The sequence below is a fragment of the Pseudomonas sp. YuFO8 genome, assembly GCF_035065025.1.
Lineage (GTDB): Bacteria > Pseudomonadota > Gammaproteobacteria > Pseudomonadales > Pseudomonadaceae > Aquipseudomonas > Aquipseudomonas putida_AE.
This window is the reverse complement of record NZ_JAXDEQ010000028.1, coordinates 19,361-34,351: the sequence shown is the minus strand read 5'-3', so window position 1 is coordinate 34,351 and position 14,991 is coordinate 19,361. Positions and strand designations below refer to the sequence as shown.

The 14,991-nt window shown below is 61.7% G+C and carries 13 protein-coding genes; 7 read left to right on the top strand and 6 right to left on the bottom strand.

Going from position 1 to position 14,991, the window contains the following annotated elements; all coding sequences use genetic code 11:
- The first annotated feature begins 11 nt into the window (after nucleotides 1–11).
- Both tesB and SOP95_RS22150 read left to right on the top strand, forming a co-directional pair.
- Nucleotides 12–881, top strand: coding sequence for an acyl-CoA thioesterase II (gene tesB / locus SOP95_RS22155; RefSeq protein ID WP_323608320.1), 870 nt, complete (start codon nucleotides 12–14; stop codon nucleotides 879–881).
- Entirely contained in the window at nucleotides 878–1,471 is a 594-nt protein-coding gene (locus tag SOP95_RS22150) for an HAD family hydrolase (RefSeq protein WP_274074491.1), read from the top strand. The genes tesB and SOP95_RS22150 overlap by 4 nt, the downstream gene beginning before the upstream one ends.
- A 53-nt stretch (nucleotides 1,472–1,524) precedes the next feature.
- On the opposite strand, the gene SOP95_RS22145 is transcribed toward SOP95_RS22150, so the two are convergent.
- From SOP95_RS22145 to SOP95_RS22125, 5 genes are all read right to left on the bottom strand, one after another.
- Nucleotides 1,525–2,481 carry an alpha/beta hydrolase gene (locus SOP95_RS22145; protein ID WP_323608319.1) on the bottom strand — a complete coding sequence of 319 codons (957 nt, stop codon included), beginning with the start codon at nucleotides 2,479–2,481 and terminating at the stop codon, nucleotides 1,525–1,527.
- Entirely contained in the window at nucleotides 2,482–3,375 is an 894-nt protein-coding gene (gene ypfJ, locus SOP95_RS22140) for a KPN_02809 family neutral zinc metallopeptidase (protein ID WP_274074493.1), read from the bottom strand.
- 147 nt (nucleotides 3,376–3,522) lie between these two features.
- The gene (gene ypfJ, locus SOP95_RS22135) at nucleotides 3,523–4,392 is read right to left on the bottom strand and encodes a KPN_02809 family neutral zinc metallopeptidase (RefSeq protein ID WP_323608318.1); all 870 of its coding nucleotides are present in this window, start codon (nucleotides 4,390–4,392) and stop codon (nucleotides 3,523–3,525) included.
- Nucleotides 4,393–4,540: 148 nt separating this feature from the next.
- Complete coding sequence (locus SOP95_RS22130) at nucleotides 4,541–5,374, bottom strand: aldo/keto reductase (RefSeq protein ID WP_323608317.1); 834 nt, start codon at nucleotides 5,372–5,374, stop codon at nucleotides 4,541–4,543.
- Nucleotides 5,358–7,100: an FAD-dependent oxidoreductase gene (locus tag SOP95_RS22125; protein WP_323608316.1), complete on the bottom strand. Its 1,743-nt coding sequence runs from the start codon at nucleotides 7,098–7,100 to the stop codon at nucleotides 5,358–5,360. The genes SOP95_RS22130 and SOP95_RS22125 overlap by 17 nt, the downstream gene beginning before the upstream one ends.
- A 175-nt stretch (nucleotides 7,101–7,275) precedes the next feature.
- Here SOP95_RS22125 and SOP95_RS22120 point away from each other — a divergent pair, with 175 nt between their 5' ends.
- From SOP95_RS22120 to SOP95_RS22105, 4 genes are all read left to right on the top strand, one after another.
- Entirely contained in the window at nucleotides 7,276–8,052 is a 777-nt protein-coding gene (locus SOP95_RS22120; protein WP_323608315.1) for an IclR family transcriptional regulator, read from the top strand.
- Nucleotides 8,053–8,281: 229 nt separating this feature from the next.
- Nucleotides 8,282–9,337, top strand: coding sequence for a Gfo/Idh/MocA family protein (locus SOP95_RS22115; protein ID WP_323608314.1), 1,056 nt, complete (start codon nucleotides 8,282–8,284; stop codon nucleotides 9,335–9,337).
- A gap of 2 nt (nucleotides 9,338–9,339) precedes the next feature.
- A complete protein-coding gene (locus tag SOP95_RS22110) occupies nucleotides 9,340–10,158 on the top strand; it encodes a sugar phosphate isomerase/epimerase family protein (protein ID WP_274074499.1) in 819 nt (272 codons plus the stop codon).
- Nucleotides 10,159–10,194: 36 nt separating this feature from the next.
- Nucleotides 10,195–11,073, top strand: a complete 879-nt coding sequence (locus SOP95_RS22105) for a DMT family transporter (RefSeq protein WP_046815761.1) — start codon at nucleotides 10,195–10,197, stop codon at nucleotides 11,071–11,073.
- A 63-nt stretch (nucleotides 11,074–11,136) separates the two neighbouring features.
- On the opposite strand, the gene SOP95_RS22100 is transcribed toward SOP95_RS22105, so the two are convergent.
- Nucleotides 11,137–12,474, bottom strand: a complete 1,338-nt coding sequence (locus SOP95_RS22100) for an MFS transporter (protein WP_406591190.1) — start codon at nucleotides 12,472–12,474, stop codon at nucleotides 11,137–11,139.
- 579 nt (nucleotides 12,475–13,053) lie between these two features.
- Between SOP95_RS22100 and quiC the strand changes: the two genes are divergently transcribed.
- Nucleotides 13,054–14,955, top strand: a complete 1,902-nt coding sequence (gene quiC / locus SOP95_RS22095; protein WP_323608313.1) for a 3-dehydroshikimate dehydratase QuiC — start codon at nucleotides 13,054–13,056, stop codon at nucleotides 14,953–14,955.
- The last annotated feature ends 36 nt before the right edge of the window (nucleotides 14,956–14,991 follow it).

Below are 14,991 nucleotides of genomic sequence, written 5' to 3'. Positions count from 1 at the left end.
GGAGAGTCTGAATGAGCCAAGTGTTGGATGATCTGGTCGACCTGCTGAGCCTGGAACCGATCGAAGAAAACCTGTTCCGTGGCCGCAGCCAGGACCTGGGCTTTCGTCAGCTGTTCGGCGGCCAGGTGCTCGGCCAGTCGCTGTCGGCGGCCAGTCAGACCGTTGAGGAGGCGCGTCATGTGCATTCGATGCATGGCTATTTCCTGCGTCCGGGCGATGCCAAGTTGCCGGTGGTGTATTCCGTTGACCGGGTGCGGGACGGTGGCAGTTTCAGCACGCGGCGGGTGACGGCGATCCAGAAGGGCCAGCCGATCTTCACTTGCAGCGCCTCGTTCCAGTACGACGAAGAAGGGTTCCAGCACCAGACCGAAATGCCGCAAGTGGTCGGGCCGGAAAACCTGCCATCGGAACTGGAACTGACCCAGCAGCGCGCTCACCTGATTCCCGAGCACATGCGTGAAAAATTGCTGTGCCCGAAACCGATCGAATTCCGGCCCGTCACCGAGGAAGATCCCTACAACCCGAAAGCCAGCGATCCGGTCAAATACGTCTGGTTTCGCGCCGACGGCGCCATGGCCGACTCCCCGGCCTTGCACAAGTATCTGCTGGCCTACGCTTCGGACTTCGGTCTGCTGACCACCTCGATGCTGCCCCACGGCAAATCGGTCTGGCACAAGGACATGCAGGTTGCCAGCCTCGATCACGCGCTGTGGTTCCACGCCGACCTGCGCGCCGATGACTGGTTGCTGTATGCGATGGACAGCCCGTGGGCCGGCAATTCCCGCGGCTTCACCCGTGGCAGCGTGTTCAACCGCGCCGGGCAACTGGTGGCTTCGGTCACTCAGGAAGGCCTGATTCGCCATCGCAAGGATTGGGCATGAGCCTGGCCGAGGTGCGCCATTGGGTGTTCGACATGGACGGCACCCTGACGGTGGCGGTGCATGATTTCGCGGCGATTCGCGTAGCGTTGGCGATCCCGCCTGAAGACGACATCCTCACGCATCTGGCGGCACTGCCCGCCGAAGAAGCCAGCGCCAAACACGCCTGGCTGCTCGAGCACGAACGCGATCTGGCGCTGGGCTCGAAACCGGCACCGGGGGCGGTGGAGCTGGTGCGTGAATTGGCTGGCCGCGGGTATCGCCTGGGGATCCTCACGCGCAATGCTCGCGAACTCGCGCATGTCACGCTGGAGGCTATCGGCCTGGCTGACTGCTTTGCCGTGGAGGATGTGCTGGGCCGCGATGAAGCGCCACCCAAGCCCCATCCTGGTGGATTGCTGAAGCTGGCCGAAGCCTGGAAGGTGTCGGCCAGCGAGATGGTGATGGTCGGTGATTACCGGTTTGACCTTGATTGCGGTCGCGCGGCAGGAGCGCGGACGGTGTTGGTCAACCTGCCGGATAATCCGTGGCCTGAGCTGACCGATTGGCATGCGGCGGATTGTGTCGCCTTGCGGCAGATGCTCTTGGCTTGATTTGTTGAGAGCAAAAGATCGCAGCCTGCGGCAGCCCTACAGGGGATTTTCGGTTACGGGAACAACGCCTGTTGTCCTTGCGGTGATGTAAACATTCCGTCCCCGTTATGCCCGACCCCGGGCACTTCAATCAGTTGCTGTTGCAACCCCTGGGGTTGCAGGCGCTTCAGATAATTGAAGTAGTAGCGCCCGCGGGCCAATCGATTCGGACCCTGGGCTTTTGCCTCACAGCTTTTGTCCAAGGCTGGATGATTGGGATCGACGTCCTGCTGCCCCAGCAGATAAACGATGTTGCGCTTGAGGTACTTTTCCTGCAGCAGGGCGGCAGTTTGTCCTTCTGCGTAGGCAGGTATATCCGTCAGCCCGTACTTCCAGCGGTTGAATTGCGGACAGCCTGCATGATTGAAGGCCACTGGCCGACGCTCATCGAAATAGGTGTAGGAAGAGGGGTTGGCGACGACATAGCGCAGCTGCACACCGGCGGCTTCCAGGGCCGACTTGTCGTGACCCAGCAGGGCGTAGCGCTGAACCACCTGAGCGCCTCCCGAGTGACCGGCAATGACGATGTGCTTCAAATCCGGAAACTGCTGACGATCACCCAGGCGAGCGATGATTTCGTCCAGCGCGTCGTAGGAACTCAGGCGAAAGGGTGCGGTGGATTCACCGCCAGCCATCCACTCATTGCCCTGCCAGCGCAGGACGGTGTCCGCCACTGGATGCTGCGCAACGTCGGTTTCATTGAGAAACTGTGGGGCGATCACCAGGGTCGTAGCGCTTTGCCCGGCCAGTTCGGCCGCGCGCGTACCACTCTGCAGATAGGTTTGCGCATTGCGCAAGCGACCATGGACGATGATCAATACCCGCTCGATTTTTGCCGGGGCACGGCTGATGCCCACCGCGATTTCACCGGATTTCAACAGCAGGCGCCCGGGGCTGAGTTCCTTGACCGCGTGCTCGGCGGCCTGGGACGTTGCGCATGTGAACAGTACGACTAACCACCACTTCTTCATCTACAGATTTTTCGCCGCAAAGGTATCGCACTGGCCAACCTGGCCCTGGGCGAATCCGGTTTTGAACCAGCGCACCCGTTGCGCTGACGTACCATGGGTAAACGAGTCCGGCACCACGCGGCCCTGACCCTGTTGCTGCAAGCGATCGTCGCCAATGGCGTTCGCCGCGTTCAATGCTTCTTCAATGTCGCCCGGCTCCAGCCAGTTCAGGCGCTTCTGCGCGTTGTTGGCCCAGACCCCGGCCAGGCAGTCCGCTTGCAGCTCCTGGCGCACCAGCAAGCCGCCATCGCCTTCCATCTGTCGGCCTTGCTGGCGGGCGACCTGCATCTTCGCCGAAACGCCGAGCAAGGTTTGAACATGGTGTCCGACTTCGTGAGCGATCACGTAGGCCTGGGCGAAATCGCCCGCGGCCGCAAAGCGTTGGGACATCTCCTGGAAGAAGCCCATGTCCAGATAGACCTTCTGGTCTGCGGGGCAATAGAAGGGGCCGGTCGCCGAGGTTGCCAGCCCGCAGGCCGAATTGACCCGGTTGCTGAACAGCACCAGGGTCGGGTCCTTGTACTGCCGATCCGCCTGCTGGAAAATCTGCCGCCAGGTGTCCTCGGTATCACCGAGGATCGAGCGGACGAACTCGGCCCCTTCGTCATTGGCCGGTGGCGCCTTGCGCGTCTGTGACGTGGTCGGCGCCGATTGTTCACTCATCTGCCCGGTCAATTGTCCGAGGATCTGCAGCGGGTCCTGGCCGGTGATCCAGCCGATGCCGACGATCAGCAGGATCGCCGTCAGGCTCAGGCCCTTGCCGCCACCAAAACGCATCCCGCCGCCACCGCCGCCGACATCATCGCCACGGGCATCGACCACGTTGTCGCTGCGTCGGCCTTTTTTCCATAGCATGTGGGAATCCTCTGATGTTGCGGGTAAAGAACCGTGGGATGAGTGTTGCTGCAGAGTAGGAGCGGCGCCAGTCCGGTCGTCAGACAGCCCGGAGCGGCAGCGGTTCTATCAGGCGGCGACATTAGGGGCTTCATTGACGGGCGGGTATCACAGGACATCGGCAGTGAAGGTGTCACAGGTCTCTGGCAGGCCCGAGGCAAATCCTGTCTTGAACCAGTTCACGCGCTGGCGGGAAGTACCGTGGCTGAATGTCTCCGGTCGAACCTTGGCATTTCGCGAAGCTTGCAGTTGGTCGTCACCGAACACTGCCGCAGCATGCAGGGCGGCTTCGATATCACCCGGCTCCATCCAGTCCAGGCGCTGTTGCGCATGGTGCGCCCAGACTCCGGCCAGGCAATCGGCCTGCAACTCCGCACGGACCTCCAGTCCGCCATCGCCGCTGACCGGTTGTTGTTCGAGCAAGGCTTTTTCGAAAGGTTCGGACAGTCCCAGTTCAAGCTGCACGTGATGCCCGATTTCGTGCGCGATGATATAAGCCCGCGCGAAGTCACCGACCACTGCAAACTGCTGCTCCAGTTTGTTGAAAAAGCCGAGGTCGAGATACACCTGTTGATTGCTCGGGCAATAGAACGGGCCACTGCTGGAGCTGGCGAAACCACAGCCGGAGACCACGCCGTTTTCGAACAGCGTCAAGGTGGGTAGCGGGTAGTCTCGGCCCATTTGCGCAAACAGTTGTTGCCAGGTGTCTTCGGTATCGCCCAGCACCGACTGGACAAACATCAGCTGCAGATCTTCTTCAGGCTCGACCGATGGTTGAGGGAGGGGGTGGTTCAGGGTGTACGAGGGCGCGGGCGCAATGACGTCCGCTGGCGTGTCCAGTGTCGAATAGAGTCCTGCGCCGGCCAGGGCGACGGCGGCCAGTCCGGCAGCCAGTGTTGTCCCTGTAAGTGTGCGGGCATCCTTGCCCTGGCGAGTGTCGTTCACGTTTTTGCTGCGTCTTGCCTTGTTCCATAGCATGTTGGCGGTCTCTCATAGATGGGTGGGGCGTGTAGCGCCGGGTCTATGAATAACCGCACTGGCCAAGGCGTGTGGGTGAAATGTGTAAGGTTTGGTAAGCCACAGTCATTGCGACGGGTGTCGCACATCAAAAGTGGCCTTTTCGCGGTTATCGATCGAACGCGTCCCACACGGGCGCAAAGTCCGGACTGACTTGCCTCTCACGCTTGGACAAGCCGGCAATCAGCGCACGATCCTGATCATCCAGGTTGACTGCGAACGCTTCCAGGTTGGCTATTTGGTTGGCCTTGCTGCTGGCCTTGGGGATGGCGGCCACGTTCGGTTGATCCAGCAGCCACTTGAGTGCGACCTGGGTCGGCAGTACTCCGTGTCTGGCAGCAATTTGCTGGATAGCCGGAACATCCGAGACCTTGTTGCGTGCCAGCGGCGAATAAGCTGTCAGTGCCAGGTCATTTTGACGGGCGTAGTCCAGCAGTGCGTTTTGTCCGAGCAGCACGTGGTATTCCACCTGAATGGCTGACAGCGGTGCGCCCAGTTCCTCGACCACTTTGCGCAGCAGGGGCAGCGGGAAATTCGCCACGCCGATGTTGCGCGCCAACCCCTGTTCCTTGAAGGACACCAGGGTTTCGATCGTGCGCGGCAAGTCCCAATCGGTGCTGGGCCAGTGGATCATGAAGAGGTCAATGTAATCGCTGTGCAGAGCCTTGAGGCTGCGGTCCATGGAATGGCGCATGGCATCGGGTTGCAGCTGGTCCCACCAGACTTTGCTGGTGACGTGGATCTGTTCACGGGGTGTGGGGCTATTCACCAGTGCCTGACCGACAGCGTCCTCATTGTTGTAGGCCGCAGCGGTATCGACGTGGCGATAACCCAGTGCCAGGGCCTGTTCCACGGCCCGGGTGCATTCTTCACCGAGCATTGGCCAGGTGCCGAGGCCGAGCTTGGGCATGTTCAAGCCCTGTGCGTTAACGATGTGTTGCATGGTCGATCTCCTTTTCATAAGCGCTGATGCCGGCGATATGGCGTGCGGCGATGTAGCCGAATGTCAGCGCCGGCCCCAGGTTGATGCCGCCGGCAGGGTAGTGGCCGCCCATGATGCTGGCCATGTCGGCTCCCGCCGCATACAGGCCGCTGATGGCCTGCCCCGAGTCGTCGAGGACCTGGGCGTGTTGATTGACCTTGAGTCCGGCAAAGGTGCCGAAACAGCCCGGTTCGACTTTCACGGCATAGAACGGACCTTGTTCGATGGGTGCGACGCAGGGGTTGGGCTGTTGGCGCGCATCCCCCTGTTTGCGGTTGTAGGGCGTTGATCCGCGGCCGAACTGTGGGTCCTGGCCGTTTTGGGCGTGCCGGTTGTAGTCCGACACGGTGGTGCACAAGCCGATCGGGTCGATGCCGCAGGCTTGGGCCAATTCTTCCAGGGTGTTGCCGGTTTTCAGATAACCGCTGCGGATAAAGGACGATAGCGGTACCGGAAACGGCCGGGAAATACCCAGGCCATAACGTCGCTGGAAGCCATGGCTGCAGATCAGCCAGGACGCCACTTCTTCGCCGGGCGGGGCGCTGGCGACCATGGCCGTCACATAGTCGTAGTAGCCGTTGGCTTCGTTGACGAAGCGCTGGCCATTGCTCAGCACGCCGATGATCCCCGGCTTGCCGCGTTCGATGATGTGCGGAAAGTGGCCGCTGCTGCCATCGCGATAGGGCACGCGTGACACCGGTGCCCAGGCCACAGGCGATGCCTGGTTGGTGTCGACCCGGGCGCCGACGCTCTCGCCCAGTCGCAGGCCATCGCCGGACACGCCGAGGGGCGGCAGTGCCAGGTGTTCGTGTCCGGTCGGTGTGCGGGGGAACAAGGCCTTACGCCGTTCGATGTCATTGGCGAAACCGCCGGCCGCGAGCACCACCGCCCTGCGTGCCTTGATGCGGATCGAACCTTTGCCGGTGCGAACGACCGCGCCCTTTACCTGATTGTTCTCGTGCAGCAACTCGGTGACCGGTGCCGACTCCCATAGCAACACGCTAAGATCATCAGCGGATTTCGCCAGGCGCGCCACCAGCGCCACGCCGTTGACCAGCTGCATCGCCCGGCCATGCACGGCGAGGTCGAACAGATGGCGAGTGAAACGCCGGGTAACGTGCCAGGCCGCCGACAACGAGCGGGTCAGGTTGAGAAACGCGGTGAGGTCTGCCCCCGCCATGATCGGCATGCCCATGAAGGCTGTTTCGCGCATGGTTTTGCGCAGGCGCTTGAGCAGCTTGCCGACGTTGCGCGCGTCGTAGGGCGCGGCGATCACCGAACGCCCACCGGTGCCGGCGCCGGGCGTGTCGCCATGAATGTCGGCGATCGCATTGCCGTCGGCAAATTGCAGCGAGGTGTGTTGTTCGAAGAACGCCACCATGCGCGGAGCGGCCTCGAGGAAGGCATCGATCATTGCCGGGTCATACCGGTCGCCCAGTTCGTGTTTCAAGTAAGTGCGTGGCAGTTCAACGTCCTCGACGATACCGGCTCGTCGGGCCAGGGGGTTGCACGGTACCCAGGCCCAGCCGCCGGACCAGGCGGTGGCACCGCCCAATACCGGGTCTTTTTCCACCACTATCACCTTCAGGCCATGCCATGCCGCCGTCACGGCCGTTGCCAGTCCGGCCGCACCGGAGCCGACGATCAGCACATCGCAATCGATGTCGGGAAGGGGTTGGGCAGGCATTGATTGAACTCCGCTGTTTATTATTGTGGAATCTGGTTCCAGAAAATATATGAGGGCTGCAGAGAGCCGGCAAGTCGATGCTGAGTAAAGCGGGCGGTTATCGGACAGTCAGTTCCAGATTTCGCATTCCTCAGGTTGTCTTCTAGAATCGAGCAAATTTTGCGTGGATACCCCCATGGCCGGCAGTCAGATCGAACGTGTTTTCAGTGTGCTTGAAAGCCTCACCAGCGACCCTCGCGGCCTGCCGATGCAGGTGCTGGCAGAGCAATTGGACATCCCCAAGAGTGCCACCCACCGCTTGCTGGCTGAGCTGATCCGGCTCGGCTATGTGCGCCAGAATCCGGAGAACTTGCGTTATCACCTGTCGACGCGGCTGGTGGCGATGGGTTTCCGTTATCTGTCGAGCAGCGGTGCGGATATCGTGCAACCGGTGCTCGACCGGCTGGCTCAGGAAACCGGCGAACTGGTGCGCCTGGGGGTCATCGAAGGCGAGCGCCAGACCTGGATCGCCAAGTCGCAGGGGGCTCGTTCCGGTCTGCGTTACGACCCGGACATGGGGCGGGATGCGCCGCTGTTCTACACCGCCTCCGGTCATGCCTGGCTGGCTTGCATGAGCGATGCCGAAGCCTTGTCGCTGGTGGAGCGCCAGGCGGCGGACCGGCCATTGGAGCTGGGCCCGAATGCCCCCAGGTCCAACATTGAATTGCTTGAACGGTTGCGCCTGGCACGGGAGCAGGGCTATGCCTGTGTCGAGGAAAGTTCGGCGGTGGGTACCTCGGCGATTGCCGCGGTGGTGCGACATCCCGGTGATGGACGGGTGATCGGCGTGCTCAGCATCGCCGGGCCGAGTGCGCGAATGCCGGGGGCGCGGCTGCATGAACTGGCGCCGTTGTTGTTGGCGTTTACCGATGAGTTGTCGGCGGCGAGTCTGGCGTCAGAGCTATTTCCCTGAGGCCTGTACAATCCCTGTGGGAGCGGGCTTGCTCGCGAATGCGGTGTGTCATGCAACGGAAATGTTGATTGATACACCCTCTTCGCGAGCAAGCCCGCTCCCACATTTGGCTGGCGTTGAGCTTGCCAAAGCTGTGCGCTGTTCGAACACTTTCAATGCGCGCTTGTGTAAGAATCTGGAACCAGGTTCTAAATTGTTGATTCCAACAATAACACAAGAGGACCGCACCTTGAGTTCACCACTGCGTATAGCCTTGATCGGCACTGGCAACATGGGCCAGCAGCATTACCAGCAGTTGAAAACCCTGACTGAAGCGACCTTGTGCGCCGTGGCCGACCCCGGCCCGCAAGCGCCGGGCCTCGCGAGAGAATGGGGCGTGGGGTATTTCGCCGATCATCGTCAGATGCTGGAGCAGGCAAAGCCGGAGGCGGTCATTATCGCCAACCCGAATACGCTGCACGTCAGCACCGCGCTCGATTGCCTGGCTGCCGGGGTACCAGTGTTGCTGGAAAAGCCGGTGGGTGTGCACCTGGATGAGGCCCGGGAGTTGGTGGCTGCCTCGAAGTCGAGCGGCGTTCCCGTGCTGGTCGGCCATCATCGACGCCACAACCCGTTGATCGTCCGCGCCCATGAACTTGTCCACAGCGGCGCGTTGGGCCGGTTGAGCACCGTCACCGCACTCTGGCAATTGCGCAAACCCGACAGTTATTTCGAAACGGCCTGGCGCCGTGAGCCCGGTGCGGGCATGTTGTTGACCAACCTGATCCACGACCTCGATCTACTCCGGCATTTGTGCGGTGAAGTGCGCCAGGTGCAGGCCATCACCAGCAACGCCGTGCGCGGGTTTGCCAACGAGGATTGCGCGGCCGTGCTGCTGCAATTCGACAACGGTGCGCTGGGCAGCCTGACCGGGTCCGATGCGGTGGCAGCGCCCTGGAGTTGGGAGTTGGGCTCCGGAGAGAACCCGGTGTATCCACGCCAGGCCGACCAGCCGTGCTATTTGCTGGCGGGAACCGCCGGGGCGCTCAGTATCCCGCAGCTCAAGCACTGGCACTACACGCAAGCCGATGGTGGCTGGCATCAACCCCTGGCGTCGACGAACGAGCCTTTCAGTGTTGAACCCGCGCTGCGCTTGCAGTTGCAGCACTTCGTGCGCGTGGCGCGTGGGCAGGTCGAGCCGCTGGTCAGCGCCGCTGACGCAGCCCGCACCCTGGCGCTGGTCGAGGCGATTCGCCAGGCCGCTGAAACCGGGCGCGCCTGCGCACCGGCCCTGATCGAGGATTGAGCATGAGTGAACGAATCTTTTCCCTGGCCAGTCTTACCGTGCTGGAGTTGTCACCACCGGACATGGTCGAGGTCGCGGCGCGGGCCGGTTACAGCCATGTTGGCTTGCGCCTGGTGCCGGCGACGCCGCAGGAACACCATTTCGCGCTGGTGGCGGATGGCGATCTGCGGCGCCAGACCCTGGCGCGTCTGCGCGACACCGGCATTCGTGTCCTGGATGTGGAAATCCTGCGGCTGAAACCGGACACCCTGGTGGCCGATTTCGAGCAAGTGCTGGCGGTGGGCGCCGAATTCGGTGCCACTGAATTGCTGGTGGCCGGCAACGATCCTGACGAGCAGCGAATGACCGAGAATTTCGCCAGGCTGTGTGATCTGGCGGCGCCTTACGGGCTGCACCCGCACCTGGAGTTCATGCCCTGGACCGACGCGCGAGATCTGCAGCAAGCCGTGCGCATCGTCGAAAGGGCGGGGCGTGAAAATGCGGCGGTGCTGGTCGACGCCTTTCACTTCGATCGCTCCGGGTCGCGGCTGGAAGATCTGGCCAGGGTTGCCCCCTCGCGGTTACGGTATGCGCAGTTGTGCGACGTGGCGGGGCCCAGGCCGGCCGACATGGCAGAGATCTTGCGGCAGGCGCGTAATGAACGGCGTTTTCCCGGCGATGGCGATTGTGATTTGCCGGGGCTGTTGCGGTGTTTGCCGGCTAACATTCCATTGAGCCTGGAGATTCCCACCGTGCAACTGCTGGAGCAGGGCGTGAGCGGGCTGGATCGGGCGCAGATGGCATTGAGCAAAACCCGTGAATTGCTGGCGCGGCTGACATAGGTCCCGCGACGCTTTTGATTTGAACAAGGAACCCCAATGACCGTCAGCACCCCGCTTTCCGGCGTCAATCAGCCCTTCAAAGGGATCCTGCTGATCGTTGTCGCAACCTTCCTGTTTTCCAGCCATGACGCCCTGTCGAAGTACCTTTCCGGGTTCTATCCGATTGTCATGGTGGTCTGGGCGCGTTATGTGGTGCACACCTTGCTGATGGCCGGGATATTCCTGCCGCAATCCGGGCTGCGCGTGCTGCGGACCAAGCGGCCGTTGCTGCAACTGATTCGGGCCTTGTGCCTGCTGGGCACCAGCCTGTTTTTCACCACGGGATTGATGTACATCCCGCTGGCCGAGGCAACGTCGGTGAACTTCCTGGCACCGGTGCTGGTGACCGCGCTGTCGGTGCCGTTGCTGGGGGAGAAGGTCACCCGTGGCCAATGGCTGGCGGTGATCTGCGGGTTTATAGGGGTGCTGATCATCGTGCACCCCGGTGGTGATCTGTTCACCCCGGCGGTGTTGTTGCCGTTGTGCTCGGCGTTGTTTTTCTGCTTCTACCAATTGCTGACCCGCAAGCTCAGTGAGATCGACAGCCCGACCACCAGCAACTTCTTTGCCGGGCTGTGCAACACCCTGGTCATGAGTGCGCTGGTGCCGTTCTTCTGGCAGGTACCGACCTTGCTGCACGGCGCGATGATGCTGGCGCTGGGTGCCTGCGGGATGACGGCGCACCTGTTCCTGACCCAGGCCTTCCGGCATGCGGCGCCAGCCTTGCTGGCGCCTTTCAGCTATTGTCAGATCGTGTTTGCCGGCCTGCTGGGCTGGCTGCTGTTTTCCCACACGCCGACCCTGACCACCGTCGTCGGGATCGCCGTGATCTGCTGCAGTGGCCTGGCGGCGGCCTGGCAGCAAAGCCGTCGCTGATCGCTCCTGAACAACAGGCAAAAAAAAGCGCAGGCCCGAAACCGGGCCTGCGCCGAGGGAACATCAGCCTTCTACTTTCGGAATCTTGCGCGGGGCCATGAAGTACATCCAGATCAGCGCGATGAAGTACATCGCCGGGATCAGGGTGAACAGCACGGTGTAGTTGTTGTTGGTGACAGTCAGGATGTGGCCGACCAGCTGGGTCATGAACATCCCGCCAATCGCCGCACACATGCCGCCGAAACCGAACACCGTACTCATCATGTGCTTGGGCGTGTAGTCCATCACCAGGCTCCAGATGTTCGCGGTCCAGGCCTGGTGCGCACCGATGGCCAGGGAAATGGCGGCCACTGCGACCCACAGGTTGCTGGAGCCGGCCGCCATGATCACGCCGATGATGCAGCAGGCGAACAGGAACATGGACATCAGGCGCGCCTTGATCGGATTGACGCCGCGGCCGATCAGGAACGAGGAGAGGATCCCGCCACCGACACTGCCGAAGTCGGCGGTGAGGTAGATGATGATCAGCGGGATGCCCATCTGGGTCACGTTGATGCCCAGGTTGTATTGCTGGTTGAGGAACGGTGGCAGCCAGTACAGGTAGAACCAGAACACCGGCGCTGTGATCGAGTAGGCAAGGGCGAAGGCCCAGGTGCCGCGCATGCGCAGGATTTTCGAGAAGGGTACGCGGACTTGTTCCGGTTCCACTTCGTTCTGGATGTAGTCCAGTTCCGACTGTTTGACGCGTGGGTGATCTTCCGGGTTGAAGTACTTCAGGCCCCAGAATACCAGCCAGATCCCGCCCAGTGCCGACATGCACAGGAACGCCGCCTGCCAGCCCCACACGTGGAGAATCAGTGGCAGCAACATCGGTGTGAACATGGCGCCGACGTTGGTCCCGGCGTTGAAAATACCGGTGGCCACCGCGCGCTCGCCGGCCGGGAACCACAGGCGCGTAGTCTTCACGCAGGCCGGGTAGTTGGCGGCTTCGGTCAGGCCGAGGATGAAGCGGCAGACCATGAAGCCGACCGCCGAAGTGGCCAGGCCGTGGGCGCCGGTCGCCAGGCTCCAGAGCAGCACGGCGCAGAAGAACACGCGCTTGACGCCGACCCGGTCGATCAGGCGGCCTTGCAGCACGAATCCGATGGCGTAGCCGACCTGGAACCAGAAGTTGATGTTGGCGTAGTCCATCGCCGTCCAGCTCATTTCCTTGGCCAGGATTGGCTGCATGACGCCCAGGGCGGCGCGGTCGATGTAGTTCAGGGTGGTGGCGAAAAACACCAGCGCCAGCATGCCCCAACGGGTTTTGCCGACAGCCATGGCGCCGCGGATCTTGTCGCCGATGCCGCCAGTGGCAGCGCTCATGGCCGGAGCCATGCGTGAGCTATGTGTAGGATTCATCTGTGCCATCCGTTCAATGACTGACAAGCGAAGCTCGTCGGGACTTCAAGGGCGCGTGATCAATCGAGGGCGACGGGCGCGGTTGGACTGATCGGCTGTGTTCGTCGGCTGACGAGTTATTCAGCGAGCGGCACGTGGGTGCCAGCGGTGCGCGGGGTTCGGATGGACGCCAGGCAAGGCGTAATGACGGTGGTGTAATCGAGCAAGGCGTTTAATGAGCGCATGAGCGTATACCCGTTTTTTGAAATTTTTATGTGGTGTTCAGGGTCTTGTTAACTGGAACCGATGATTCATGACCGGACCCAATGTGGTGTTGATGTTGCGCAGTGGACGAAAAATCGTCAATTCGCTAACGGCCATTTTGTTCGATAATCGCACGAAAAACTAACTGGATAGTACACTTTGAATTGCCGTGGGGGATCGCCAGGCCAATAATTCATTCAAAGCTAAACGCAATCCCTGTAGGAGCCCGGCTTGCCGGCGATGGCGTCCGTGAGACCGCCATTCCCGGCAGCGGGGCCGCTGCAACAAGCGTGCGATACCCCTAACAAGATTGCCTCCATCACCGGGAGTCGAAATATGCAGCGTTCCATTGCCACCGTGTCCTTGAGCGGTACCCTGCCGGAAAAACTCGAAGCCATTGCCGCCGCCGGTTTCGACGGCGTGGAGATCTTCGAGAATGACCTTCTCTACTACGACGGCAGCCCGCGAGAAATTAAACAGATGTGCGCCGATCTCGGGATCGCCATCACGCTGTTTCAACCATTTCGGGATTTTGAAGGCTGCCGCCGTGACCGTCTGTCGCGCAACCTTGAGCGGGCCGAGCGCAAGTTCGACCTGATGCAGGAGTTGGGCACCGACCTGGTGCTGGTGTGCAGCAACGCCTCGGCCGACTCCATCGGTGATGAACAGATCCTGGTCGACGACTTGCGCCTGCTGGCCGAACGCGCCGGCGCGCGAGGCCTGCGTATCGGTTACGAAGCGCTGGCCTGGGGACGCCACGTCAATACCTGGCAACAGGTGTGGAACATCGTCCGTCAGGCCGATCATCCGAGCCTCGGCGTATTGCTCGACAGCTTCCATACGCTGTCGCTCAAGGGCGACCCGAGCGCCATCGCCGAGATTCCCGGTGACAAGATTTTCTTCGTGCAAATGGCCGATGCCCCGATCCTGGCCATGGACGTGCTGGAGTGGAGCCGGCATTTCCGCTGCTTCCCGGGCCAGGGCGAATTCGATTTGCCGGGTTTCCTCGCGCCGATCATCAAGAGTGGCTATACCGGGCCACTGTCGCTGGAGATCTTCAACGACGGTTTCCGCGCCGCGCCGCCTCGAGCCAACGCTGCCGACGGTTTGCGCTCGTTGCTGTACCTGGAAGAGAAAACCCGCGAGCGCCTGGCCCAGGAAGCCAAACCAACGGCCAACCCCGAGATTCTGTTCGAGACGCCGAAGGCCAGCGAATACAACGGCATCGAGTTTCTCGAGTTCGCCGTGGACGAAAGCCTCGGCGCCAAGCTCTCCCATTGGCTGGAGCGGCTGGGTTTCGTCAAGGCCGGGGAGCATCGCTCCAAGAGCGTCAGCCTGCTGCGCCAGGGCGATATCAACCTGATCCTCAACTCCGAACCGTACTCGTTCGCCCACAGTTTCTTCGAGGCCCATGGTCCATCGTTGTGCGCCACCGCCGTGCGAGTCAAGGACAGTGCCAGCGCGCTGGCCAGGGCCGTGGCCTACAAAGGCCAGCCGTATCGCGGATTGGTCGGTCCCAATGAATTGGAACTGGCCGCCGTGCGCGCGCCGGATGGCAGCCTGATCTACCTCGTCGATCTAGACGCCGATGTCTATGGTACCGACTTCAACCTGCAACCGGCCGTAGTGACCGGCGGTGGCCTCAAGCGCATCGACCACATGGCCATGGCGCTGCCCGCCGACAGCCTCGACAGTTGGGTGCTGTTCTACAAGAGCCTGCTGGACTTCGAGGCCGATGACGAAGTGGTGCTGCCAGATCCTTATGGTCTGGTGAAGAGCCGCGCGCTGCGCAGCCGTGACAGTTCGATTCGCCTGCCACTGAATATCTCCGAAAACCGCAACACCGCCATCTCACACGCGTTGTCGAGTTATCGCGGCTCCGGCGTGCACCACATCGCGTTTGATTGCGATGACATCTTTGCCGAAGTCAGTCGCGCCAAGGCGGCGGGCGTGCCGCTGCTGGATATTCCGCTCAACTACTACGATGACCTGGCGGCGCGCTTCGATTTTGACGACGAGTTTCTCAGCGAACTGGCCTATTACAACGTGCTGTACGACCGTGATGCCCAGGGCGGTGAGCTGTTCCACGTGTACACCGAACCGTTCGAAGGGCGGTTCTTCTTCGAGATCATTCAGCGCAAGAACGGTTATGCCGGTTACGGCGCGGCCAACGTGGCGGTGCGCCTGGCAGCCATGGCCAAATCCCGCAGCGGTGCGGTGCGTCAGACAAAGTTGTAGGAAAATCGTAACCACACCGACAAACCGCTGCCGCAC

Coding starts and splice junctions, on each gene's coding strand:
- tesB (WP_323608320.1), top strand. CDS start 12: ATGAGCCAAGTGTTGGATGATCTGGTCGACCTGCTGAGCCTGGAACCG.
- SOP95_RS22150 (WP_274074491.1), top strand. CDS start 878: ATGAGCCTGGCCGAGGTGCGCCATTGGGTGTTCGACATGGACGGCACC.
- SOP95_RS22145 (WP_323608319.1), bottom strand. CDS start 2,481: ATGAAGAAGTGGTGGTTAGTCGTACTGTTCACATGCGCAACGTCCCAG.
- ypfJ (WP_274074493.1), bottom strand. CDS start 3,375: ATGCTATGGAAAAAAGGCCGACGCAGCGACAACGTGGTCGATGCCCGT.
- ypfJ (WP_323608318.1), bottom strand. CDS start 4,392: ATGCTATGGAACAAGGCAAGACGCAGCAAAAACGTGAACGACACTCGC.
- SOP95_RS22130 (WP_323608317.1), bottom strand. CDS start 5,374: ATGCAACACATCGTTAACGCACAGGGCTTGAACATGCCCAAGCTCGGC.
- SOP95_RS22125 (WP_323608316.1), bottom strand. CDS start 7,100: ATGCCTGCCCAACCCCTTCCCGACATCGATTGCGATGTGCTGATCGTC.
- SOP95_RS22120 (WP_323608315.1), top strand. CDS start 7,276: ATGGCCGGCAGTCAGATCGAACGTGTTTTCAGTGTGCTTGAAAGCCTC.
- SOP95_RS22110 (WP_274074499.1), top strand. CDS start 9,340: ATGAGTGAACGAATCTTTTCCCTGGCCAGTCTTACCGTGCTGGAGTTG.
- SOP95_RS22105 (WP_046815761.1), top strand. CDS start 10,195: ATGACCGTCAGCACCCCGCTTTCCGGCGTCAATCAGCCCTTCAAAGGG.
- SOP95_RS22100 (WP_406591190.1), bottom strand. CDS start 12,474: ATGAATCCTACACATAGCTCACGCATGGCTCCGGCCATGAGCGCTGCC.
- quiC (WP_323608313.1), top strand. CDS start 13,054: ATGCAGCGTTCCATTGCCACCGTGTCCTTGAGCGGTACCCTGCCGGAA.